Source organism: Synechococcus sp. W65.1 (assembly GCF_047461615.1).
Classification (GTDB): Bacteria; Cyanobacteriota; Cyanobacteriia; order Thermostichales; family Thermostichaceae; genus Thermostichus.
In genome coordinates, this window is sequence record NZ_JANSHI010000002.1 from 177521 (window position 1) to 200926 (window position 23406).

25 protein-coding genes and 1 pseudogene are annotated in these 23406 nt (G+C 59.5%); 16 read left to right on the plus strand and 10 right to left on the minus strand.

Going from position 1 to position 23406, the window contains the following annotated elements; translation table 11 throughout:
- Positions 1-8 precede the first annotated feature (8 nt).
- On the minus strand, positions 9-149 hold the full coding sequence (locus NW806_RS02190; RefSeq protein WP_414409845.1) for a hypothetical protein: 141 nt from the start codon (positions 147-149) through the stop codon (positions 9-11).
- Positions 150-164: 15 nt separating this feature from the next.
- Between NW806_RS02190 and NW806_RS02195 the strand changes: the two genes are divergently transcribed.
- Entirely contained in the window at positions 165-437 is a 273-nt protein-coding gene (locus NW806_RS02195; RefSeq protein WP_414409846.1) for a hypothetical protein, read from the plus strand.
- Between the two features lie 4 nt (positions 438-441).
- Here NW806_RS02195 and NW806_RS02200 read toward each other — a convergent pair whose 3' ends face one another.
- From NW806_RS02200 to NW806_RS02210, 3 genes are all read right to left on the minus strand, one after another.
- Complete coding sequence (locus NW806_RS02200) at positions 442-723, minus strand: RNA recognition motif domain-containing protein (protein WP_414396558.1); 282 nt, start codon at positions 721-723, stop codon at positions 442-444.
- A gap of 167 nt (positions 724-890) precedes the next feature.
- On the minus strand, positions 891-1697 hold the full coding sequence (gene rsmG, locus NW806_RS02205; protein WP_414406158.1) for a 16S rRNA (guanine(527)-N(7))-methyltransferase RsmG: 807 nt from the start codon (positions 1695-1697) through the stop codon (positions 891-893).
- Complete coding sequence (locus tag NW806_RS02210; protein WP_414409847.1) at positions 1694-2668, minus strand: hypothetical protein; 975 nt, start codon at positions 2666-2668, stop codon at positions 1694-1696. Before NW806_RS02210 ends, rsmG begins: the two co-directional genes overlap by 4 nt.
- A gap of 265 nt (positions 2669-2933) precedes the next feature.
- Between NW806_RS02210 and guaA the strand changes: the two genes are divergently transcribed.
- A complete protein-coding gene (guaA, locus tag NW806_RS02215) occupies positions 2934-4484 on the plus strand; it encodes a glutamine-hydrolyzing GMP synthase (RefSeq protein WP_414409848.1) in 1551 nt (516 codons plus the stop codon).
- A gap of 9 nt (positions 4485-4493) precedes the next feature.
- On the opposite strand, the gene NW806_RS02220 is transcribed toward guaA, so the two are convergent.
- The 3 genes from NW806_RS02220 to NW806_RS02230 all read right to left on the minus strand — a co-directional run bounded on the left by NW806_RS02220 (position 4494) and on the right by NW806_RS02230 (position 6109).
- Entirely contained in the window at positions 4494-4706 is a 213-nt protein-coding gene (locus tag NW806_RS02220; protein ID WP_414396568.1) for a hypothetical protein, read from the minus strand.
- 2 nt (positions 4707-4708) lie between these two features.
- Positions 4709-5035, minus strand: coding sequence for a hypothetical protein (locus NW806_RS02225; RefSeq protein ID WP_414396571.1), 327 nt, complete (start codon positions 5033-5035; stop codon positions 4709-4711).
- A 69-nt stretch (positions 5036-5104) separates the two neighbouring features.
- Positions 5105-6109: a CobW family GTP-binding protein gene (locus NW806_RS02230; RefSeq protein WP_414409849.1), complete on the minus strand. Its 1005-nt coding sequence runs from the start codon at positions 6107-6109 to the stop codon at positions 5105-5107.
- A gap of 113 nt (positions 6110-6222) precedes the next feature.
- Here NW806_RS02230 and NW806_RS02235 point away from each other — a divergent pair, with 113 nt between their 5' ends.
- From NW806_RS02235 to NW806_RS02265, 7 genes are all read left to right on the plus strand, one after another.
- A complete protein-coding gene (locus NW806_RS02235) occupies positions 6223-6945 on the plus strand; it encodes a TMEM165/GDT1 family protein (protein ID WP_414409850.1) in 723 nt (240 codons plus the stop codon).
- A 101-nt stretch (positions 6946-7046) separates the two neighbouring features.
- Positions 7047-7796 (plus strand): UMP kinase, encoded by a 750-nt coding sequence (gene pyrH / locus NW806_RS02240; protein ID WP_414396578.1) that lies wholly within the window; start codon positions 7047-7049, stop codon positions 7794-7796.
- A 99-nt stretch (positions 7797-7895) separates the two neighbouring features.
- Positions 7896-9044, plus strand: coding sequence for an endolytic transglycosylase MltG (gene mltG / locus NW806_RS02245; protein ID WP_414409851.1), 1149 nt, complete (start codon positions 7896-7898; stop codon positions 9042-9044).
- Positions 9045-9046: 2 nt separating this feature from the next.
- Positions 9047-9517: a YqeG family HAD IIIA-type phosphatase gene (locus NW806_RS02250; protein WP_414409852.1), complete on the plus strand. Its 471-nt coding sequence runs from the start codon at positions 9047-9049 to the stop codon at positions 9515-9517.
- Positions 9518-9624: 107 nt separating this feature from the next.
- Positions 9625-10194, plus strand: a complete 570-nt coding sequence (locus tag NW806_RS02255; protein ID WP_414409853.1) for a thermonuclease family protein — start codon at positions 9625-9627, stop codon at positions 10192-10194.
- 109 nt (positions 10195-10303) lie between these two features.
- Complete coding sequence (locus NW806_RS02260; RefSeq protein ID WP_414409854.1) at positions 10304-11254, plus strand: LysR substrate-binding domain-containing protein; 951 nt, start codon at positions 10304-10306, stop codon at positions 11252-11254.
- A gap of 418 nt (positions 11255-11672) precedes the next feature.
- Entirely contained in the window at positions 11673-12470 is a 798-nt protein-coding gene (locus NW806_RS02265; RefSeq protein WP_414409855.1) for an ABC transporter permease, read from the plus strand.
- Between the two features lie 7 nt (positions 12471-12477).
- Here the strand turns inward: NW806_RS02265 and NW806_RS02270 are convergent, their stop codons facing one another.
- Both NW806_RS02270 and NW806_RS02275 read right to left on the minus strand, forming a co-directional pair.
- A complete protein-coding gene (locus tag NW806_RS02270; RefSeq protein ID WP_414396594.1) occupies positions 12478-13245 on the minus strand; it encodes an MlaE family lipid ABC transporter permease subunit in 768 nt (255 codons plus the stop codon).
- A 17-nt stretch (positions 13246-13262) separates the two neighbouring features.
- On the minus strand, positions 13263-13766 hold the full coding sequence (locus NW806_RS02275; RefSeq protein ID WP_414406149.1) for a TIGR02652 family protein: 504 nt from the start codon (positions 13764-13766) through the stop codon (positions 13263-13265).
- 301 nt (positions 13767-14067) lie between these two features.
- Here NW806_RS02275 and rimP point away from each other — a divergent pair, with 301 nt between their 5' ends.
- From rimP to NW806_RS02295, 4 genes are all read left to right on the plus strand, one after another.
- On the plus strand, positions 14068-14541 hold the full coding sequence (gene rimP, locus NW806_RS02280; protein WP_414396598.1) for a ribosome maturation factor RimP: 474 nt from the start codon (positions 14068-14070) through the stop codon (positions 14539-14541).
- A gap of 61 nt (positions 14542-14602) precedes the next feature.
- Positions 14603-15970 carry a transcription termination factor NusA gene (gene nusA / locus NW806_RS02285; protein WP_414396601.1) on the plus strand — a complete coding sequence of 456 codons (1368 nt, stop codon included), beginning with the start codon at positions 14603-14605 and terminating at the stop codon, positions 15968-15970.
- 72 nt (positions 15971-16042) lie between these two features.
- Positions 16043-16690 (plus strand): flavin prenyltransferase UbiX, encoded by a 648-nt coding sequence (locus tag NW806_RS02290; protein WP_414396604.1) that lies wholly within the window; start codon positions 16043-16045, stop codon positions 16688-16690.
- Between the two features lie 131 nt (positions 16691-16821).
- Positions 16822-17850 carry a LysR substrate-binding domain-containing protein gene (locus tag NW806_RS02295; protein WP_414409856.1) on the plus strand — a complete coding sequence of 343 codons (1029 nt, stop codon included), beginning with the start codon at positions 16822-16824 and terminating at the stop codon, positions 17848-17850.
- Positions 17851-19477: 1627 nt separating this feature from the next.
- Here the strand turns inward: NW806_RS02295 and NW806_RS02300 are convergent.
- Positions 19478-20116: pseudogene (locus tag NW806_RS02300) on the minus strand (phospholipid carrier-dependent glycosyltransferase); the annotation flags it as partial.
- A 139-nt stretch (positions 20117-20255) separates the two neighbouring features.
- Here NW806_RS02300 and NW806_RS02305 point away from each other — a divergent pair.
- From NW806_RS02305 to NW806_RS02315, 3 genes are all read left to right on the plus strand, one after another.
- Positions 20256-21725 (plus strand): cryptochrome/photolyase family protein, encoded by a 1470-nt coding sequence (locus NW806_RS02305; RefSeq protein ID WP_414409857.1) that lies wholly within the window; start codon positions 20256-20258, stop codon positions 21723-21725.
- Between the two features lie 86 nt (positions 21726-21811).
- Complete coding sequence (gene nrdR / locus NW806_RS02310; RefSeq protein ID WP_414396609.1) at positions 21812-22333, plus strand: transcriptional regulator NrdR; 522 nt, start codon at positions 21812-21814, stop codon at positions 22331-22333.
- A gap of 275 nt (positions 22334-22608) precedes the next feature.
- On the plus strand, positions 22609-23295 hold the full coding sequence (locus NW806_RS02315) for a hypothetical protein (RefSeq protein WP_414409858.1): 687 nt from the start codon (positions 22609-22611) through the stop codon (positions 23293-23295).
- The last annotated feature ends 111 nt before the right edge of the window (positions 23296-23406 follow it).

Below are 23406 nucleotides of genomic sequence, written 5' to 3' on the forward strand. Positions count from 1 at the left end.
TACAAAACTCAGACCTCCTGTCTGGGAGCCCCTTCGGCTACCTGAACCCCCGCTTCGGCGGCAACCGTTTGGACGAGAGCGGGATTAAGGGTGGTCTCGGCAAAGACTGCTGGCACCCCCAGGGCGCGAATTAGCCATCGTCTCAGCACTAGGCTGTTCCTTAAGTGCTGATTCCCAAGAGGGATCCTCCCATTCGGATCGTCTCTTCCGCCTTCTTTTCCCTGGGGATCCTCCAGCGGGCCCGCATCGAGCTCAGCCACTTTCTCTTCAGCAACATCCTGAAGGTAAGCAACGCCAGCGTGCTGACAGGGGTGGGCATCACTCTCCTATTGCTGGTGCCTCGACTGCACCAAGTGAAGTTGCTGGGATCCCTGTTTGGCGCCAGCGGCAGCCTGCTGGGGATGTACGCCAGCTACTCCCTCAACACGGCAACCTGACGACCTAGAAGCGGGAGGGACGAGCACCTCGGCTACTGCTGGCCTGACGCGGCAGTGCCTTGTTAACTCTTAAATCTCGGCCCATCCAAGTAGCTCCATCCAGTTCTTCGATAGCTTTTTGCTCGTCGGCTTCGTTTTCCAGCTCCACAAAGGCAAAGCCTCGCTTGCGGCCTGTTTCGCGATCTACTGGAATCTTGATTTGCTTGACAGTGCCGTATTCAGAAAAAACCAGACGCAGGTCTTCTTCACTGGCCTTGAAGGACAAGTTGCCGACAAAAATGGTCATAACCCTGCGAACTCCGAACTTTACCCTCTAGCGCTCAGTTCGGAAGCTCGCCTGGTTAGACCCTTGGCTTGATCCGAAACTGATGCCAACCCCATCTTAGTCCTAGCAGCAGCATTTGCAAACTCCCCCCTCCAAAATTTTCTGCAGACATCCCCGAGCCAGGAAATTCAGGATTGCAACCTTTGGGAAGGCTTGCCCCGCCCCAAGGGTTGACGTTGGGGAACACCAGGAGGGCGGGGATAGAGAGCTGGTGTGGGAGCCACTTTCTCCAGCAGCAGACAGTGGCGTACGCTGTGGCTGTGGGGAGTGGTGAAGGCTTCGATGTGAACCAGTTTCCCTCCCAAAAGGGAGAGGGCCCGCTCCAGGACTTGGGCTTCGGCCTCGGTCCAATGGCCGCGATAGAGGATGGCGCGTCCTCCCACCTTGAGTAGGGGCAGACAATACTCGGCACAAATCTCCGCTGCGGCCAGAGCCCTGGCCAGGGCTAGATCGTAGCTGCCACGTTCCTGCGGGTCTTGCCCCCAAACTTCCGCCCGCTGGGCCACTGCCCGCGCCTGGGCCAGGGAGAGCTGCTGCAAAACGCCTTGCACAAAGGCAATTTTGCGCTGGGTGCTATCTAGCAGGGTAAAGCTGGCCTGGGGTAGGGCAATTTGGGCCGGGATCCCTGGAAAGCCTGCTCCAGTGCCAACGTCGATGCCCCGCCAGGGCTGGGTTTGAATGACCTCCCACGGACCCAGCAAGCACAGGCCCCGCAGCGAGTCCCACAGGTGTTTTTCCCAGAAGTCGATGGGGTCAGTGATGCGGGTGAGGTTTTGGGTGCGGTTGCCGGCCATCACCAGGGGGTAGAGCTGCTGCAGTTGCCGTTGCTGGCGCTCCGTGGGTTGCCAACCCAGCTCTGCCAGCCACCTTGCCCACAGCGCCTTGAGCTCGGGGGGCTCCAGTGGAACCAGCGGGGTCTTTTCGGCTTTGGTCATCCTGGGAGGCTCAGCTTCAAGGCGGCAGGGATGGCTTTTTCGGCCCAACCCTTAAGCTCCTGGGTCAAGCCCTGCAAAGAGCGATCCGCCCCCAGCAGTTCCTGGTTTAGGCAAACCAACTCCTGCAAATCCAGCTCCTGGCAGGGGATCCCCTCCTCCAGCAAGAGGTTAATCGGCTGGGCCTGAGCCTGGAAAGGCTGACGGGAGGCCAACTCCAGCTCCACCTCCAAAAGCACCTGCTCCAGCCGCTCCACCCGCTCCTGCATCTGCGCCAGCAGGGCTGCTAGCTGCTGACAGCAGTGGTGAACCTGGCGGGCGTAGACTTTGAGGGGCAAGGCCAGCGGCAGCAAGGATTCGGACAGGAGCTGGACGAGGTGCTGGGCCTCCAGCTCTTCCAGTTGGAGGTCTTGCCAAATAGCCTGATAGGAGCGCAGCGCCTGGCGACAGGCCTCCAGGCGGCAGTAGCAGGGCTGTAGCACCGAAGCCCGTAGCTCCTGCAGGTAATCGGCCCACAGTTGTCCCACCTCTACCATCGAGCCGGGACGCAGAAAACTCCACCCCTGGGCCACCAGCCAACTGAGTACCAGGCCGGCCAACAGTTGGTTTTTTTGGCGTAGCAGGAAAGGGGAAAGCTGCTCTCCCCAAGTGGCCAGACCCAGCCAGATCAAGGCAGCTAAAGCCAAATGGGGCAAGCTGATCATTTCGGCCAAAAGCTGGGCGGAGCAGCGCTGGCGCAGCCTCCAGATCATCGCGGCGCCTAGGCTGTAGAGCCCTCCCCCCAGCAGCGGGATCACCACTAGCCACGGGAGCGGTAACAGCTTACTCTTGCCCAGGGCCTCCCAACTGAGCAAGTACAAGGCCAAGAGGGCCAAAACCGCAACCCACCCTTGCTGGTGCTTGAAACGGCGGGCTAGCAGATGTCGGCGGCGACGTAGATAGGTTTGAAAGGATTCGGCAACGAGGGTGGACATGGGGATCCCTGGCGCTATGCCCACTGGCCTAGAGCGCTATCCTCATTCTGCCCGCTTTCAGGCCTGGCCGATGGCAAACTCTATCAGGGATCCAGGGGGCGGTTTTGCCCCAAAAGCTCCTCTGCGAGAAGTTTTCTAGGGTAGATGCCTGCAGGAAAGCTCTCTGTCCTTGCTACGATGTTATCCCCAGCTAATCTCTTGGCCCTGCTTTTCATCCGGCCCTGGGTAAGTTTTTTCCGGCTCCCCCCTCAAGGTGCAGCGCCAGATGATCGTCATTCTCGACTTTGGCTCCCAGTACTCGGAGCTGATTGCCCGTCGCGTCCGTGAAGCCCGCGTTTATTCGGAAATTCTCTCCTACCGCACCACCGCCGAACAACTGCGGCAACTGCGGCCCCAAGGCATTATCCTCTCCGGCGGCCCCAGCTCCGTCTACGAGCCGGGTGCTCCCGCCTGCGACCCGGAGATCTGGAAGCTGGGGATCCCCACCTTGGGCGTGTGCTACGGCATGCAGCTCATGGTGCAACAGTTGGGGGGCCGGGTAGAGCCTGCCCGCAAAGGCGAATATGGCCGCGCCGCCCTCCATGTTTTGGATCCCACTGACCTGCTCACCAACCTGCCAGAAAACAGCACTGTGTGGATGAGCCATGGGGATGTGGTTACTGAATTGCCGCCAGGCTTTCACGCCCTGGCCGCCACGGACAACACTCCCTTTGCTGCCATCGCCGATCCCGTCCGTCGTCTGTACGGAGTGCAATTTCACCCAGAGGTGGCCCACTCCGAGGGCGGCGCTTTCCTGATGCGCAATTTTGTCTATCACATCTGCCGCTGCGAGCCCACCTGGACCACGGAGGCTTTTCTGGAGGAGGCCATCCGAGAGGTTCGCGCCCAGGTGGGCAACAAGAAGGTGTTGCTGGCTCTCTCCGGCGGGGTGGATAGTTCCACCCTGGCTTTCTTGCTGCACAAGGCCATTGGCGACCAGCTCACCTGCGTGTTCATCGACCAAGGGTTTATGCGCAAGGGCGAGCCGCAGCGGCTGCTGCGCCTTTTCCAGGAGCAATTTCACATCCCCGTCCACTATGTAGATGCTCAAGAGCGCTTTCTCCAGCAGTTGAAGGGGGTTACCGACCCAGAAGAAAAACGCAAGCGCATTGGGGCAGAGTTCATTCGCGTGTTCGAGGAGGAGTCGCAGCGGCTGGGTCCTTTCGAGTACCTGGCCCAGGGCACTCTCTACCCGGATGTGATCGAGTCGGCCAACACCAACGTGGATCCGGTAACTGGGGAGCGGATTGCCGTCAAGATCAAAAGCCACCACAATGTCGGCGGCTTGCCGAAAAATCTGCGCTTTAAGCTGGTAGAACCCTTGCGCAAGCTCTTCAAGGATGAGGTGCGGCAGCTGGCTCGCTCCTTGGGCCTGCCGGAAGAAATCGTTAATCGTCACCCCTTTCCAGGGCCGGGGCTGGCCATCCGCATTGTAGGAGAGGTTACCCAAGAGCGGCTGGAGATCCTGCGCGAGGCCGACATAATTGTTCGCCAAGAGATTAACCGCTCTGGCTACTACTCCAAGCTCTGGCAAGCCTTTGCCGTGTTGCTGCCAGAAGTGCGCTCGGTGGGGGTAATGGGAGACAAGCGCACCTATGCTTGCCCGGTAGTGGTGCGGTTGGTTACCAGCGAGGACGGCATGACGGCAGACTGGGCCAGGGTGCCCTACGACCTCTTGGCCACCATCTCTAACCGCATCGTCAACGAGGTCCCGGGTGTCAACCGGGTGGTCTACGACATCACCTCTAAGCCTCCGGGCACCATCGAATGGGAGTAGACGGGATCCCTAGCGAGGGCCTGCTTTCGGGAGAGAGTGGGAAAGCTGAGCCTGGGCAGCTTGGACTTCCAGGCGGGCCAAGGTTGTAGCGGCATCGGCCAGTTGCAGGGCCAAATTGGCACGGCTAATTGGATCCTGGGCTTTCCAGAGATCCTGTCCCAAACAGAACACTCGATAGCGGAAAGCTTTGATGGAGTGGGATGGGATTGCTTTAACGGTCATGGTTACAGCCTTTTTTCCACAGCAATGCGAGTGTTCAGCAGTACCCGCTCGGGCTCAAGGTAAGTAAATGTTACCAAAACAACTTCATCGACAGCCCTGATGACTACTGGGCAGGTGGCTTTTGGCGGTTCCACCCGCCCGTGCCGTACTCCCACAATGTATTCCCCAACGGGTAGGTCATCAAAGCCGGCGTCGGCGTAGATTAACTCGATGGTTTCTTCCCCAATCCGTTTCCCCTCCTGCTCCAAGAAGGCGACAAAAGGGATCCCCTCGATGGAAGTGAGGGCATTGTTGGCTTGGTTGCGGATCATCACAAAAATGTCGGCCATGGGCGGGATGCCCTCTCTCAAGGCTCCCCTCGCAAGGCTGCTGGAACAGGGCCCGACTAACTCCTAGCCCTAGACGGGCGCAGGGACAAGACAGGCTTCCAACTTTTGCCGCAGCTTGGCCGTATCGAGGTGCTGGCCGATGAGCACCAACTGGTTTTTGGGCTGGCGAGGCCACTCATCGCTGCCGAGGGTGTAGCGTCGGCCGCTGAGGTGGAAGATATACCGCTCTGGGCTTTCTTCAAACCATAGGATCCCTTTGGCCCGAAAGACCGCCTCAGGCAACTCGTTGAGAAAGTTCTGGAAGGCGTCCAGAGAGAAGGGCCGATCGCTTTCAAAGGAGAGGGAGTTAAAACCCTCAACCTCGATGTGGCTGCGGTGCGAGTGGCCATGCTCATGGTCGTGTTCGTGGTCGTGCTCAGCGTCGTGGGCTTCCTCCTGGGGCAGGGAGCTGGGCTGAAACAGATCGGTATCTAGGATGAGCTCTAGGGAAACAACGCTGTTGACCGTGCGCAAGATGCGGGCATCTTCCTTGATCTCGCGGATGCGTTTTTCCAAGCGCTCAATTTCTGCCGCTTCGACGAGGTCAGTTTTGTTGAGGAGGATGACGTCCCCACAGGCAATTTGGCTGTAGGCTACGTCGCTGTGGAACAGATCGGGGGCAAAGTTGCTAGCATCCACCAGGGTGATAATCGAATCAAGCCGCGTCAGATCCCGCAATTCCGGTCCCAAGAAGGTGAGGGCAACCGGCAAGGGATCCGCCAGCCCAGTGGTTTCCACCACCAGATAGTCGATTTTGTCCGAGCGCTCCATCAGGCGCAGCACGCTGTCGACAATGTCATCGCGAATGGTGCAGCAGATGCAGCCGTTGTTCAGCTCCACTAGGTCTTCTTCGCTGGAGATAATCAGCTCGCCGTCGATGCCGATTTCCCCAAACTCGTTGACCAGCACCGCCGTGCGCATTCCCTTTTGATTCCTGAGGATGTGGTTTACGAGAGTGGTCTTCCCACTCCCCAGAAAGCCGGTGATGATGGTAACGGGTAAGCCCCGCTTAGGCACTTCAAGGGTTGTGGTCATAGCGCGCTGCCAATGTGGATGTCCTTCTTCTACCTTACCTGCGTCCGCAGGGGACTAGCTCCAGCGGCTAGGCCATGCAGTAAGCTAATGAAGGCGGTTAGGAAGCGGGTGCTATGGCTTTGCTGCCCTTTTGGCCGGAGCAGTTGGGGTTAGCCCTGCCGCTACCTCTTGTAACCTCTGCTTCTGAGAACAACCTGGGAGAGGGATCGCCACTGCGCCTTTGGCTGGTTACCTTTTTAACGGTTTTTGTGGCGGAAATGGGTGACAAGACCCAGTTGGCAATCTTGCTTCTAAGCGCCCAGTCCCAGTCTCCCTGGGCCATCTTTTTTGGCTCGGCCAGTGCCTTGGTCACCGCCACCTTGCTCAGTGTCCTGTTGGGGGGATGGCTAGGTCAGGTGATCCCGGCAGCCTGGGTAGAGTGGGCGGCGGGAGTGGGCTTTTTAATGATCGGAGTCTATGTGCTGTGGCGGGAGTGGCAGAGTGCTCGCCTAGAAAGGAACGTGGTGAACCGAGAAAACGGTAGTCCAGCCTCCTCTTTTTCTCTCCGGCCAATAGCCAATCAGGCTGCTTTGGTCAGCTTTGCCTCAATTCTGGTGGCCGAAATGAGCGACAAAACCCAATTGGCTACGCTGCTCCTCAGTGCCCGCTCGCAAGACCTGACAGTAATCTTCTGCGGGGCTGCTGCGGCCCTCATCAGCGCTAGCTTTCTCGAGGTGTGGGCCGGAGCCTGGGTGGCGCAGCTTATCCCCCCACGTTGGATGAAAACCCTGGCGGGCGTGGGATTTGTTCTCATTGGCCTAGGCTTGCTGGGAGAGTCCCTGGCTGCCGGCGGCTAGGAGGTTTGGAACGGCCCTGTCCTCTAGGGCTGGATCCCTGGCGGGGAGCTCTCCCCTAAACCTGCTATTGTATTGCAGGGGTGGGCTGGAGCGGAGGAGTTATGAAATACCGACGGATTCTCCTGAAGCTAAGTGGCGAAGCCCTGATGGGGGATCGTTCCTACGGGATCGACCCCAAGGTTTTGAGTTTCATTGCCAACGAGGTAGCCACGGTGGTGCAAGCCGGGGTACAGGTGGCCATTGTGGTGGGAGGGGGCAACATCTGGCGTGGGCGCCAAGAGGCGGCTGCGCAGGGAATGGATCAGGCCTCTGCTGATTACGTGGGCATGTTGGCCACCGTCATCAACGCCTTGGCCTTGCAGGATGCTATTGAGCGGGCCGGGATCCCGACGCGCGTGCAGACGGCCATTGCCATGCAGGAGGTGGCAGAGCCTTACATTCGTCGCCGCGCCATTCGTCACCTGGAAAAAGGGCGGGTGGTGATCTTCGGGGCGGGTTCCGGCAACCCCTTCTTCACCACTGACACCACGGCAGCCCTGCGAGCAGCGGAGATCGACGCCGAAGTCATTTTCAAGGCCACCAAGGTGGACGGGGTTTACGATGCCGATCCCAAAACTCACCCCCAGGCCCGCCGCTACGATGTCCTCAGCTACCAGGATGTGCTGACCCGCGATCTGCGGGTGATGGATAGTACGGCCATTGCCCTCTGCAAGGAAAACCAACTCCCCATCGTCGTCTTTGACTTGACTACCCCTGGCAACATTTATCGGGCTGTGCAGGGAGAGCCCATCGGCACCTGGATTGGCCAAAGGAGTTCGGGGAGCAACGGGATCGACAAGCCTTCTCCCTAGGGCTCCGACTTGCTGGAGGTCAGGGGAGGATATGATGATTTTGCTGCCGACAACCAAGGCAGGCTGGGGCAGGGTTTCCGCCATGGAAAGAGGAAGGCGATGACGGCTCAGGGGCCCAGGGATCCCCTCTCGTCCAAGCGCGCTGCAAAGCAAAGCGCTGAGGCACCCCTGGCTGCTGTGCAGCACCTCCGCAAGCGTGGGAGCCAGCGTTTTTGGCAGAGCTTGATTTTTCTGCTGGTTCTATCAGGAGGATTGGGCTACTGGCGATGGCAAACCTGGCTTCAGCCAGTGGGGGGTTCAGAGCCAATCCAAGTAACGATTCAGCCGGGCAGCAGCAGCCGCCAGATTGGGAGACAACTCCAGCAAGCAGGGGTGATCCGCTCGGCGCTGGCCTGGGAGCTGTGGAGCCGCACCTTGGGGCGCAACTGGCTATTTCAGGCGGGCACCTACGCTCTGGATCCCAACCAAGACATGCTGGCAGTGGCCCAGCAACTGCGACAGGGCCGCATTCTGCAACGGCGGCTCACCATCCCGGAGGGCTGGCGGATTCAACAGATTGCGGAGGCTTTGGCCGAGCGCAATTGGATCCCAGCCGAGGTCTTCATCGCCACGGCTCGTGTGATCCCTCCCCTCGATTGGCTGCCTCCCAACCTCAGCTCCCTAGAAGGCTACCTCTTCCCCGACACCTATTTCTTCCCTGCCGAGCAGCTGGAGGGATCCCTGCCGGATCGCCAGAAGGCTGAGCTAGTCATCAACGCTATGCTGCAGCGCTTTGCCGAGGTGGCCCTGCCCCTGTTTCGGCAGCATGCCACCCCTCTCTCGCTGCACGAGTGGGTTACCCTGGCGAGCATCGTGGAGCGGGAGGCTGCAGTGTCAGAAGAGCGGGCCCTGATTGCAGGCGTCTTTTTGAACCGCCTCAAAGCAGGAATGCCGCTGGCTGCCGACCCAACCGTAGAATACGCCCTCAACATCCAGCAAACCCCAGCCCGCCGTCTCACCCTTGCCGAGGTGCGCACCCCCTCTCCCTACAACACCTACCTCAACCCCGGCCTGCCTCCTGGCCCCATTGCCAACCCTGGCCTGGCCAGCCTGAGAGCTGTTTTAGAGCCTGAGGAGACCGACTACCTCTACTTTGTGGCCCGCTACGATGGCACCCACGTTTTCAGCAGAACCCTAGCGGAGCACGAGGCGGCCCAACGGCAAATTCTTAGTCAACTTCAGCAACCTCCTTCGCCAACAAGTCCCTAGCGATGGTTCGCAAGCCTTGGTTTAAGCTCCTGCAGCCGGATGTGGTCGTGGATGGCACTGTCTTGCAGCTGCAGACAGAGGAGCTGCGGGCCTGGCAGGTAAGGGGCATCATCTTTGACGTAGACGACACGCTGGTGCCGAGCCGTCAGACCGAGGTGGATCCAGCAGTAGCGGCTTGGCTAGAGCAGTTGCGCCCCCACTTTCAGATTTGGCTAGTGAGCAACAACCTCAACCGCAACCGCATTCGGCAAATTGGCGAGCGTTTGAACCTACCTTTCATTCACGGGGCTGGCAAACCCTCGCGGCGCGCCCTGCGACAGGCTGTGGCGCACATGGGCTTGCCGGTCGAGGCAGTGGCCATAGTAGGCGATCGCCGGTGGACGGATATTCTGGCGGGCAACCGGCTGGGCTTGGTGACCGTCCTGGTCAACGGGGTCGGCCCAGGGAAACAGCAGCAAATTCTGCCAAGCTGACCCCTTGGCCCAAGTTTTTTGTAAAGTGACGAGGTAGCCGGATCCCCCCTTGCGGCCCAGTAGAAACCCTCCCCCTCGTCAAATCTGCCCTGGAACAGGTAAAGCCCATGCTGCAAAAATCCCTGCGCTTAGTTCCGTCTCTACCCCATGGACGAAGTTGGCTGAGCAGCTTGCTGGCCGTACCCTTGCTGGTTGCAGCCTCTCCTGCCTGGGGCCTGACCCCAGTGGCCCGTCCCGATCTCGCCAAGCTCAAACGGGCAGCAGTCATTGGGGTAGTTGACTCCAGCACCCTGGTTGTGCAAATTGAAGGGGACCTACAGGCGCGGCTGGTGCACCTGATTGGGGTCGATCCCTTGCCAGGGGGGATCAACCCTACTTGGACAGAGCTGCGGCGGCAAACCCCTCTGCCTATCTACGCTGCCGGCCAATACCTAAAAACGACTTTGCTGGGGCGCGAGGTGCTCTTAGAGCTGGATCCGGCCCTTGCTCCTGGACCAACCCTGCCCGCCTACGTCTGGCAGGCCCACACCCTCATCAACCAGGAGGTGCTGTTTTTGGGGCATGGCCTGCTAGCAAGGCAAACGGATGGCCTCAAGTACGGACTTATCCTCAAGGAAGCTGCCAATGCTGCAAAGCAGCAGGGCCGAGGCTATTGGGCCCCCTATGGCCCCCGCTAGGGCTTCTGATTACTTTGCCTTATTGGTCGCATTATAGTGGTATCTCGAGGGGGCTCTTGGCGCCGCCAGCCAGATCCTTGAGGATCCACACCGGCAGTTGGAGTTCTCTATGGCCGATGGATTGCCGTTTACCCTAGATCAGCTCCTCATCGTCCAAGCCATTGCCCAGGAGGGAAGTTTTCGTCGGGCTGCTGACAGTCTATTCATCTCCCAGCCGGCGGTTAGCTTGCAAGTGCAGAACCTGGAGCGCCAGTTGGGGGTAGTGCTGTTTGACCGGAGCGGGCGCAAGGTGGAGCTGACGGATGCAGGGCAAGTGTTGCTTCAGTACAGCGAGCGCATCCTCAAGCTTTGCCGGGAGGCCGTTCAGGCCCTGGCGGAAGTGCAGGGGATGGGAAGGGGACAGTTGGTCTTGGGGGCTAGCCAAACGGTAGGCACCTATGTGATGCCTTTTTTAATTGCCCAGTACCACCGCTACTACCCCGGCATAGCTGTGCAGCTCTTGGTGCAATCCACTCGGCGAATTGCTCAAAAGCTGGTTGACGGTCGCTTAGACCTGGCCGTAGTTGGGGGAGAGATCCCGTTTGAGTTGCAGCGGCATCTGAAGGTAATTGCTGTGGCAGAGGATGAGTATGTCTTGGTTGGCGCCCCCGGCTGCACCCCTGCTGCTCCTGCTCTAGGCGATTTGGTGACGCTGCCTTTTATTACCCTGGATCCCCAATCCTCCACGCGGCAGACTATCGACCGAGCCCTGAGTCGCCACGGCATTAACCCTGCGCAGTTGCAGGTGCGGCTGGAGCTTAGTTCCATTGAGGCTATCAAAAATGCCATCCAGGCCGGCCTAGGGGTGGCTTTTCTGTCAATGGCGGCCGTGGGATCCGACTTGGAGCAGGGGCGGCTGCAAAAGCTGGAGGTGGAAGGGCTGCAGATACGGCGCACCCTTTGGCTAGCCTACAACCCCGAGCGCTACCAGTCGCAAGCGGCCACCCGCTTTCGCGAGGGTTTGCTGGGCTACCAGGACTGGCTAAAGACGCCTCCGCGCCACCTGCAGTTGCTGGCTTGAGCTGCAAAAGCAGGAGCTGTTGGAACGACTGCGGCTCTGAAAGTACTTGCCTCGCGAAGGGGACCAGAGGCCTTTGACCGCCTACCACCCCGCCAGAAGGATCCCCACCCCAGGCGTCACTTCCTCGGAGCAAACTAGTGAGGAGAGCCCACTGGTAGTTGCCGCCAAGCGAGACGACACCCTTCCCTCTTGGCATTGCCAGACCTAGGCAGAGGCAATCCCTGGCGCGCAGCTTCAGATCTTGCCAGGGGCCTACCTGCAGAGCAAGTCCTACCTTTGGGCGAGAGCTTCTGAGTACCACCCCTCCCCCGAGACAGCTATAGGCAGGGCCCGGTTTGCCAAAGGGGAGATGTCTATAAACTTAAGGGGTAGGTGGATTCTGGCAAGGCAGGAGTTTGACGGCAGGGAGGGCAGATTGGTGAGAAGACCCATCTGGCTACGGGGCGTGAGCTATGCCATCTATGGCTTTCTCTACCTGCCGATTTTGCTCATTGCCGTCTATTCCTTCAACCGCGCCCGCTTTGGCCTGGTGTGGACCGGCTTTACCCTCGATTGGTACCTGGCTCTCTTTCGCAATGCCGCAGTTTGGCAGGCAACGCAAAATACCTTTGTCTTAGCAGGGGCCAGCACCCTGGCTAGCACGCTGCTGGGATCCCTATTAGGCTACGGCCTCTACCGCTACCATTTCCCCGCCAAAAAGATGGTGCAGGGTCTGCTGCTTTTGCCAGTAGCCCTCCCCGATATCGTGATGGCCGTTGGGCTGCTGCTGTTTTACCAGCTGGTGCGCGCCTATACCGGCTGGTTTGAGCTGGGCTTGGGAACGATGATCTTGGCCCACGTCACCTTCCAGATTGCCTTTGTGGCCCTTGTTGTGCGCAGCCGCCTCCAGCTTTTGGATCCTGCCTTGGAAGAAGCTGCCTACGACCTCTATGCCAACACCTGGCAGAAGCTGCGCCACGTCACGCTGCCGCTTGCCCTGCCAGGGATCCTGGCTGCTGCTCTGCTGGCTTTTACCCTTTCGATAGATGACTTTGTGATCTCCTTCTTCACCAGTGGCCCCGAAAGCCAGACCCTGCCCATTTTGATCTACAGCATGGCGCGGCGAGGAGTGACGCCGGAGATCAACGCCCTCTCCACCGTGATCATCTTGGCAACTTTGGTGGCAGTGATGGGACTTCCCCTGCTCCGCCGCTCGCGCCAGCAACAATGCCGCTAGAGAGGGGCTACAGCGCGCGGCTAAGAGCGCTACCTAGCCCCTGAAAGGCGAGCCAAGAAATCAGAAAGTTGGTTACAAACACGCCCAGCAACGCTGTGACAACTGCATCCGTGGTGGAGCGCCCCACCCCCTTGGCCCCCCCACTCGTGGAAAGGCCCCAGCTGGAGCCAACAATGGCAATGAGCGCGCCAAACACCATCGCCTTCAAGCAACAGACGATTAAATCCCAAGCGGTGAGGAGAGTCTGCGCTGAGGTAAGAAAGACAGAAGAAGAAATGTTGTAAACCGAAGCGCAGATAATCATTCCCCCAACTAGCCCCGTCAGCAGGGAGAGGATGGTGAGCACCGGCAGCATGAGCCCCGCCGCCAACACCCGTGGGATCACCAAGTAGTCCACCGGATCGGTGCGCAACAGGTAAAGGGCGTCGATCTGCTCAGTGACCTTCATCGTGCCTAGCTCTGCGGCAAAGGCGGATCCCACGCGTCCGGCTAGGATTACCGCTGTTACCACTGGCGTCAGCTCGCGGGCAAGCGCAATGGCCAAAACCCCCCCAACTAGAGAAGAGGCCCCAAAGTTGAGGAATTCTCGAGCTACCTGGATGGTGAAAACGCCGCTAATCACCACCGCCGTAATCAAAACAATCAGCAGCGAGTCCAACCCCACCGCTGCCAGTTGCTCCAGGGTGTTGCGGCGGTGGATACGGCCCTGCAGGAGGTGTAGGATCACCTGACCAGCCAGCAGAAAACTGCTGCCAAGCCGCTGGAACCAATTCATGGGCCCCGCGCTACGCCTCAGTCACAGAGCTGCAGCTGCCGCACAACCGGATCTGGCTCGCAGATGAGCTCAAAGTTAATCACTCGCCAGCGCTGGGGGGATCCGCCCGCACCTTCGGGGAGCTGAGAGCTGAAGCTGACCGGCAAACCATAGAGGCGGGGGGGGCCAGGGCGACGCGAGGATCCCTGGTCTAGGTAGGGGGTGAGCAAGGGGCGATAGCGCTCGGCAACGATAATCTGGGTGGCCCGCATCCCCTGCAGGCGCAGGCGATCCAGCTCCTCGTGGATCTCAAAGCGGATCCCATCGGGGTGGGTGTGTTGGCGATACCAGCGGCCTTCCCAGAGACGCCAGCGGCGCCCCGACTGCAGGTGAACCAGCTCCTCCTGCTCGGGATCCGCCTCAAAGGCGCCGTGACGAGGGCAAAGATAGGTATCGGTCAGGGTGAGGGCTGCAATGGTCTGCCGACAGTGGGGGCAGGGAATGCTGGGGCCGAAAATGGGGTAGGAAAAGGCAACGGTCATAGGAAACCCCTGCGTGCCTGGGCAAATCGGCGGCTGTCCACAATTATAGAGGCTGCCTTTTGCGGATCTGGCCTCAGGGATCCCTCTGGCAAAATCCGCCGGAATCCTTTAGAATTGATGTAGGGAAAAGCCTGGGCGATCTCCCTTGAGGCTGCAGGTGGATCCCGCAGAGCCTCCGCGATAAGAAGGGGGAGTGGGTAACGCCCACTTTTTTGCTTTTTCAGAGGGAAGATGCCCCTGCTGCCAGCTCTGGCTCCATGGGCTGGGCTCTGGCTATTCCACCGAGTTGGCGATATTGGCTATGGTTCACCCCCTTATCCCCCAGCTGGAGAGCTTGGCCCGTCCTGTGGCTGCGCGGCTGGGGTACCAACTGGTTCAAATAGCCTTCCACACCAACCAGTATCCGCCGGTGCTGCGGGTAGATATCCGCCCCTTGGATCCAGAGCGGGAAACCAGCCATGCCGACTGCGAAGCCATGAGCCAAGCCCTGGAAGTAGAGCTGGATCGGGTGGATCTCATCCCTGGGCACTATGTTCTGGAGGTCTCTAGCCCCGGCATCAGCAACCTTCTCATCAGCGACCGTGACTTCACCGTCTTTAAAGGGTTTGCAGTGGAGGTGACGGTGGATCCCCCCTACAAGGGCAAAGCTGTCTGGTCAGGGCATCTGTTGGGTCGCGATGAGGAGAAAGTTATCCTCTCCCTCAAAGGGCGGCGCGTTCAGTTGCCCCGCGCCTCAGTGCAGCGGGTTGTCCTTTCCGAGGCCGAAGCCGAGTAGCTGTAGCCCCTGCTTTTCCCCTTTAGGATTCCAGTTGCCAGTTTCCTCAGGAGGATAGGCTATGGCAATGGTACCTCTGCCAGGTTTGGCAGAAATGGTGGAGATGATCTCGCGGGAGCGCAACTTGCCCCGCCATGTGGTTACTGAAGCCTTGCGAGAGGCGCTGCTCAAAGGCTACGAGCGCTACCGCAAAACCATCCAGCGAGACGTCGTTTTCCCAGAAGACCACTTCCGCAACTTTGAGGTGGAACTGGATGTGGAGGCAGGGGGCTTCCGCATTCTAGCCACCAAAACCATCGTTGAGCAGGTACGGGACCCGGATCACGAGATCTCGCTGTACGAGGTTCAGCAGGATTACCCCGAAGCCGAAGTTGGCTGGGAAGTCACCAACGACGTCACCCCCCAACAGGCGGAGTTTGGCCGCATGGCAGCTATCCAAACCAAGCAGGTGCTGGCCCAGAGGTTGCGCGACCAGCAGCGCCGCCTCATCCAGGAGGAGTTTCGCGACCTGGAAAAGACCGTGTTGCAGGCACGGGTGCTGCGCACGGAGGGGCAGACCGTGATCATGGCCGTATCCAGCGGTTTTGGTCGGCCCGAGGTGGAGGCTGCGCTGCCCAAGGAGGAGCAGCTGGCCAGCGACCGCTACGTCCCCAACGCGGTGATGAAGGTCTACCTCAAAAAAGTCCACGAGGGATCCCGGCGGGGGCCCCAGCTTTTGGTTTCCCGGGCTGATGCTGGCCTAGTGGTCAACCTATTTGCCAATGAGGTGCCGGAGATTGAAGAGGACATCGTGCGCATCGTGGCTGTGGCCCGAGAAGCCAACCCACCTTCCCGCAACGTGGGACCGCGCACCAAGATTGCCGTCGATACCCTAGAGCGGGATGTGGATCCAGTGGGGGCCTGCATTGGGGCAAAGGGATCCCGCATCCAGGCCGTAGTGGCGGAGCTGCGCAACGAGAAAATTGACGTTATTCGCTGGTCGCCGGATCCGGCCACCTACATTGCCAACGCCCTCAGCCCAGCTAAGGTGGTGGAGGTGCGGCTGGTGGATCCAGAGATCCAACAAGCCCATGTCCTGGTTACCAGTGACCAACTTAGTCTAGCCATTGGCAAAGAGGGACAAAATGTCCGTCTAGCTGCCCGCCTTACTGGCTGGAAAATCGACATCAAAGAAGTGGAGAGCTACCGAGCGGCGCTCGAGGAGGCGCAGGCCCAAGGACTGCCCTATCCCTTCATCACGCCAGCTGCCTTAGAACGCTTCCGGCGGCGGGAAAAGCAGGCTGCTCTGCAACTGGAAGAGGAGTACCCGGAGAAGCTCCGCCTGGAGGAGGAGCTGGAAGCAGACGAGAGGCTGGAGGAAGAATGGGTTGAGGAAGAGGAGGACTTCGACTACGATGCCGAGTTTGACATTGCTCAGCCCAAGGCCTAGAGCGGTGGGTCTGGCCAGTCGATAAAGTCGATAAATTAGATAGAAGCGATAGAAGCCTCTCCTCACTTACCCTTGAACTCCTCCCCACCAATCATCCTGGGCATATCGGGCGCCTCCGGGATGCTTTATGCCGTGCGCGCCCTGCACGTTCTGCTTAGCCTGGATTACCGCGTCGAAGTCGTGGTTTCCAAAGCGGCCTACCAGGTGTGGCAGGGGGAGCAGGGAGTGCCCTTGCCGGCGGATCCCCAGCAGCAGGCCCAGTTTTGGCGACAGCAGGCTGAAAGCGAGGGCGGATCCCTAGTCTGTTATCGTTGGCAAGACCTAGGGGCGGCCATTGCCAGCGGCTCCTACCGCACCCAGGGGATGTTGGTGATCCCTTGCAGTATGGGCACGGTGGCCAAGCTGGCTGCTGGCTTGAGTTCGGATCTGCTAGAGCGGGCTGCCGATGTGCAGCTCAAGGAAGGCCGCCGCCTGGTCATCGTGCCCCGGGAAACCCCCTTTAGCCTCATTCACCTACGCAACCTGACCACCTTGGCAGAGGCAGGGGCGCGCATTGTCCCCGCCATTCCGGCCTGGTACCACCAACCCCGCACCATCCTAGATCTGGTGGATTTTGTGGTGGTGAAGGCCTTGGATCAGTTTGGCATCGACAGCCACCTCATCCAGCGTTGGCAAGGGATGCGTCAGCGCCAGATCCTCAAGTTGTCCTCTGAGGAGTAAACCCCGTAGCCAAGGCGAGGGCCTCCCGGCCGCGTTTTTTGGCGGCTGGTTTTCTTTCCCTGGGCTGGCCCCGTGGAGACATAGATCCTGGTTTATGATTCAAGAGCAAGTCATTGCACCCTCTGATTAACATGAAGACGCTCACGCTGCACCAGTTACAAATCTTCGAGGTTGCCGCCCGTCACCTCAGCTTTACCCGCGCTGCTGAGGAGTTGTACTTGACCCAGCCTACGATTTCGATGCAGATCAAGCAGCTCAGCAAAGCCGTGGGGCTGCCCCTGTTTGAGCAGGTCGGCAAGCGGCTCTACCTTACAGAAGCCGGCCAGGCTCTTTACCAGACTTGCCAGAAAATCTTTGAGCAGTTGAATCAATTGGAGATGACCCTCGCTGACCTGAAGGGACTAAAACAGGGGCGGCTGAGCATTGGGGTCGTCACCACTGCCAAGTACTTTATTCCTCGCCTGCTGGGGGCGTTTTGCCAGCAGTATCCCGGTATCGACGTGTCCCTGAAGGTGCTAAACCGGCAGCAAGTTCTGGAGCGGCTGAGTAACAACATGGACGACCTCTACGTGATGGGGATGCCGCCAGAGGATCTGGATGTGGTAGCCCAGCCTTTCCTGGAAAATCCCTTGGTGGTGATGGCCCCCATTCACCATCCTTTGGTAGGCCAAAAGCAGATCCCCTTGGCCCGCATTGCCCAAGAGCCCTTCTTGGCCCGCGAGCCCGGTTCTGGCACCCGCATGGCGGTGGAGCGGCTCTTTGACAAGCACAACTTAAAGCTCAACATTCGCATGGAGATAGGCAGCAGCGAAGCCATTCGCCAGGGCATTATCGGCGGGTTAGGCATTTCGGTTTTGTCCCAGCATGTGTTGGCTCTAGGGGGGTGGCAACAGCATTTAGCCATTTTGGATGTGGAGGAGTTTCCCATCCAGGGGTTTTGGTATCTGGTCTATTTGCGCTCCAAGCGCCTTTCGCTTGTGGCTAAGGCTTTTGCTGATTTCCTGCTATCTCAGGTTTCTCAGATGGAGCTGGATTTTCTTGCAAAAGAGCAGCACAGATCCCCTCTAAATTCCAATCCAGATCAGCTTTCTGGCAGAGAGGATGAAAAGCATTTACCAGCTCTTGCCGCAGCCCCTGGAGGCCCTGGAAATCACGGGTAAAAAAGACCCGTAAAAACGCCAAGTAGGCCCGTGCCCAGTTGTCTTCAGGATTCAACTTGACAATTTGTTCAAAATGCTGCTGGGCTGCTTGCGGCCGCAACAGAGCCACCTCCAGCAATGCCAGCTCGTAGTGGCTTTGGATCTGCTTTTCCCGCTGGCCCTGGGCGGCTGCCCAGTGTCGTTCTCCCTCTAGCAGTTGGCGGATCAAAGCTCGGTCCGGATCGGTGAGAAAAGTTGGATATTGCAACGTTGTCCAGGCGTTGAGGTAAAGGGAGAGGGCCTCGAGATCTCCCTGCACAGCCGCCTTGGCCGCCTGTCGTAGGAGAAAGAGGGGATCTCCTGGGGAAATAGGGGATCCCCCTTTCCCGCCGCGGGATCCCTTCCAAGCCTGACTGAAAGACCGGCGCCTTCCTTGGGGGGATTGCCACTCCAGGTGGAGGATTCCTTCTTTTGTTGCTAGCTCTGGCCAGGCCAAGATCTCCTCCACCTGCCAACTGCCGGGGGCGTAGAGCAGCAGGCGGTTTTGGCCAACCACCCAGGCCCGCTTGGCCAAGACCCGCCCCTGGGGATCTTCCAGTCGCGCCCAGACAAGGGTTTGGGCCAAGTCCTGAGCCGGCCCCTGCCACTGCAGCCGCCAGGCTTGGGTTCCTCCTTTGAGCTGCAGCAGTTCCACTTCCTCTTCCTCTGCCGGAGCGGGCAACTCTTGCAGCACAACCCTGGGCTTGGTGGGGAAGTAGGTGTACAGCCGGCCCACCGCTGGCAGATCGAACTGCTGCCGCTGCCAGTCGGGACTCTTGTCTAGGAGTTGCCGGATTTGCTCCTTGGCTGGACCGTAGGGGCCGACAATTCCCTGCTCCCCTGCCGCGTCCACAAACCCATCCAAGAGCGCCAGCTCCACCTCCGGCCAGGGAGTTTGCCCGGCACTACGGAAGGTAATTGGCCAGCGCTGCAAAGCTGCCAGGTAGCTGAGCGTCTCAGACGAAATCAACTCGGTGTTGGGGAGGACGCCTAGGGTGGTGGTCAAGCCTGGCTGCACCAGGGATCCAATCCATCTCGTCAGCTCCTGCTGGGGGTGCTGCCCATGCCAGCGCATTTGGATCCCTTTCCAGAGAGGAGCCACGCCGGGAGTGAGGGGCTGCCCCAGGTTAAGGAGGGCCAGGGATCCCAGAGCTAGGCTTATGCCAACTCCCTGGCGCAACGCCTTTTGCCCCCAGCGTTCCCCCAGCCAGCGCCAGACTTTGTCCAGCCCACCCGCCGAGAGGAGAGCTAGCAGGGGCAACAGCGGCAGCGTAAAGCGCACATCCTTGATGGCCACCAGCGTGTAGATCAAGTAGCCCGAGCTGTAGAGGCCCCAGAGGAGAGCCTCCCGCCGGCTTGGGGATCCCCAGAGCGAAAGCAGCGGCAAGGGGCATAGCCAAGGGCTCGTTTGCAGGGGCAAAAAGCGCAAATAGGCCGTCCACCAGCACAGGGATCCCGCTGGGCAGGTGAGGTAGTAGTGGGCAGTCTCGGCATAAGCCCAGCCGTTGCTGAGTACAAACAGCCAGTTGGCTCCATACCAGGGCCAGCACAAGAGCAGCATGACCCCCATCCCCAGGGTCAGGTGGGCCAGCCGCACCAGCCAAGGGATCCTCACCCCCAGCAGAACAGCCAGCAGGGGCGGTAGCAAAAACAGCACCCCTGTCCACTTGGTCAGCAGCACCGCCGCCACCCCTGCCCCCACCCCCACCGCCCCCCACCAGGAGGGCTCCTCCCCATAGGCCCAGAGCGCCCAAAAAGCCAACGTCACCGCCACCACCAGCGGCAGCTCCAACATGTACACATGGGCCAGGGCCGCGATCCCTGGGTAAAGCACCAGCAGCGCTGCTGCTAGCCAGCCCACTTCTTGGGAGTGGTAGATCCGCTGGCCCAGGCGCTGGGTTGCCAGGGTCAGGATCCCCAACAACGCCAAATTGAGCAACTGCCCGTCTGCTCGGCTAAAGGGGTGCAGAGCTGCCAACGGGATCCCCAGCCAATAGGCCAAAGGCGGGTAGCGCTGGTTCAAGTGCAAAAACTGCTGCCACCACAGCCCTTCCCAGCGAAACCGCCGCAGGTGCTCCCCAAATGCCTGCGCCTGCAACAGGTGCTGCGCCTCATCCCAGGCCGGTGGCAGGGGATCACTCCAGTTCCAAACCAGCAGCAGCAGCAGCGCCGCCATCCCCAGTCCGGCCCAGGCCGTGAGCAAAGGGATCCCCCCCGGTTCCGCTAGCCAACTGGATGCCCTCTCCATTGCCTTGGCCCTGATTCCCGACGCTACACTCAACTTGGGCTGCCCTTAGACAATACCCACCTCCCCATGACCGTTCCACCCTCTAGTCCCACAGGCGTCTGGATCCTCCCCGATCAGCTCCACCCGCAGCAAGCTGCCCTTGCCTCTCTCTCGGATCTACCCCCCCCACCGCGTTCCCGTTCTTTTCATCGAATCCCACGCCTGGGCCAGCTCCCGCAACCATCACCAGCAAAAGCTGGTCCTGGTCTGGTCGGCCATGCGCCACTTTGCCCAGGAATTGCAGCAGCGTGGCCACCCCGTCACCTATGTGGAAGCCGAGGGCTATGCCGAGCCTCTACAAGCCTGGGCCAGGCAAAACCGGTTGCAACAAATCCGCCTCATGCAGCCCGCCGACATCCCTGTCCGCGAGGAGGTGGAAAAGCTAAGATCCGTCCTCCCCTGCCCGCTCCTAGTCCTAGAAAACAACCACTTCCTATGGACAGCTCGCCAATTTATCGACTGGGCCCTAGGCCGCAAGCGCCTCCTCCTAGAGGACTTCTACCGTCAAGGGCGCAAACGCTTCCGCATTCTGATGGACGGCTCCCAGCCCCTCGGCGGGCGCTGGAATTACGACCGGGAAAACCGCCAGCCTCCCCAGCCTGGCCGGCGCTACCCTCCCCCTTTGACGTTTCCCCCCGATGCCATCACTCAGGCGGTGATGGAGAAAGTGCGGCAACGTTACGGCCACCACTTCGGATCCCTGGAAGGCTTTGGCTGGGCTGTTACTCGCACCCAAGCCTTGCAGGTGCTTGAGGACTTCATTCAACACCGCCTGCCTTACTTCGGTCCTTGGCAGGACGCCATGCAAGCCGGGGAAGACTTCCTCTACCACTCCCTCCTTTCGCCCTACCTCAACCTAGGACTTCTCACCCCCCACGAAGTCATCGCTGCTGCCGAGCAGGCCTACCATCGCGGCGGGATCCCCCTCCCTTCGGCCGAAGGCTTCATCCGCCAGATCCTGGGCTGGCGAGAATACCTGCGCGGCTTCTACGAATACCAAATGCCCAACGGCTATGCCCAGAAGAACTTCTTCGGCCACCACCGCCCCCTGCCCCAGTTCTTCTGGACGGGCGAAACCGACATGGCCTGTCTGCGGCACACCCTCGGCCAGATTCGTCGCCACGGCTACGCCCATCACATCCAGCGGCTGATGGTACTCAGCAATTTCTCGCTCATTGCCGGCATCCAGCCCCAAGCTGTAGAAGCCTGGTTTCACGAGGTCTTCATCGACAGCTACGACTGGGTGATGCAGCCCAACGTCATCGGCATGGGCCTTTTTGCCGACGGCGGCATGCTTTCCACCAAGCCCTACGCCGCTTCTGCCCAGTACATTTGCAAAATGAGTGACTACTGCCGCCGCTGCCGCTACAATCCCAGCGAGAAGGTTGGCGAACGGGCCTGTCCCTTCAATACCTTCTACTGGGATTTCCTGTTGCGCCATCGTTCTCTCTTGCTTCCTCTGGGAAGGATGAAATGGGTACTAGCCCACCTGGATCGCCTGCAGCCAGGGATCAAAGCCCAAATCCAAGCGCAAGCCGCTGCTTGGTGGGAGTCCACGTCCAATGCCTAGGGGCAACTCCCTGGGTCTGCTGTTTGGTATTCACTAGAATTGGAGACCCTTTTTCGCGTGCTGCTTGGTTCTAAGGAGCCCACGTCATGAAATGTCCCCGCTGCGGCAAGCAAGAAATCCGTGTTTTGGAGTCCCGTTCGGCAGAAGGTGGCCAAAGCGTGCGGCGGCGGCGGGAATGCATGTCCTGTGGCTATCGCTTCACCACCTATGAGCGCATCGAATTCATGCCCATCATGGTCATTAAACGGGATGGATCCCGGGAGAGTTTTAACCGCAACAAGATCTTACAGGGGGTGATGCGCGCCTGTGAGAAAACTCCCGTGACCCTTAAGCAAATGGAAGAGCTGGTCAACGAGATCGAAGAGAAGCTCCAATTAGAAGATGTGCAGGAAGTAACCACCCTCCGCATTGGCGAGATGGTTTTGGAGCGCCTGCGGCACTTGAGTGAGGTGGCCTACTTGCGCTTTGCCTCTGTGTATCGTCGGTTTCGAGACATCAAAGACTTTGCTCACGAGTTGGAACAATTAGAGCAGTTGGAACGACCGTCGCGCCAGGATTTAGAGCGCCTCCTCCAGGACTCCCTTGCTTCAGAAGGGAGCACAAAGTAGAGAAAATGCTCTCCAGGGGCTCCCATTTGCAACGCTTGGCGCTATGCTTGGGGTAGCAATCGCTGCTTGCCCTAGGCCTAGCGCTAGGCAGGCGGGGGTAGGCGGCGTTTAGCACTACCCTTAGAAGATCCAGATTTCACAGTGTAGGTCTTATGCAACACAACTTTCGGGCTTCCAGCCTCTCTGTAGCTCCTAGCAGCAACAGCTTTCCCTCTCCCGAGGCCCTGGAAACTGAGCCTAGGCCTGGGACAGTGCCGCTCCGGGTACATCAACAAATGGCCGAAGAGCTGGAGTCTGCCCGTCAACAGGTAAGCCGCCTCTCCTTGGAAAATCAGCGCTTGCGCACCCTGCATCAGCAGTTGTCTGGAGAAATTGCCGCCCTCGAGCAAGAAATTCAGGGACACGTGGGCCAGATCCTAAAGCGCCTGCAGCAACTTAACCTGCGGCTTGCTGACTCAAGTCAACAAGCTGCTGCTTCCGAAAGAGAAGCTACTACAGCGTCCTGGCGAAGGGATAACCCAACCTCCTCGCCCTACGACTTTCTCAATCGCCTTAAGCAGCGCCAAGCCCGCAGCGAAGCTTCACCCTTCTCCAGCAATGGCTACTCTCCTACCTTGAGCTTAACTGGGCCCCCTTCCGAGTCGCTTCACCAAGCCCACTTCTCCGCTGTTCCCACCTGCCCTCCTCCTGAAACCCCTGCCGCGCCCCCTTCGCCCCAGGCTAAGTACCAATTTCCTTCTCTAGAGGAGCTAATGCAGAGCAGGGGGAATCCAGCTCTCTATCCCAGCGAAGCCTACCAGCGTATGCAGAAGCAGCACCATGGCTCCCAAGGCTCCCCCCTACTTTGGATAGCAGCAGCTATCGTCTTAGTGGCGGGCTCTTTTGGACTAGGATTCGTAGCAGTGCAACCCTTCTTGCATAGCAGTTCCCCCTCTCCTCAAGCACCGTCGGCAGGCCCCTAGTAACAAACAGGAATAGCAGCCCCTTTTTGGTGAGAGGGGGCGTGGTGGAGTCTGGCACCGAGCTATTTTTCCGGGGGGTCACCCCTCCAGTAGGTTCGCCGCTGATGCGTT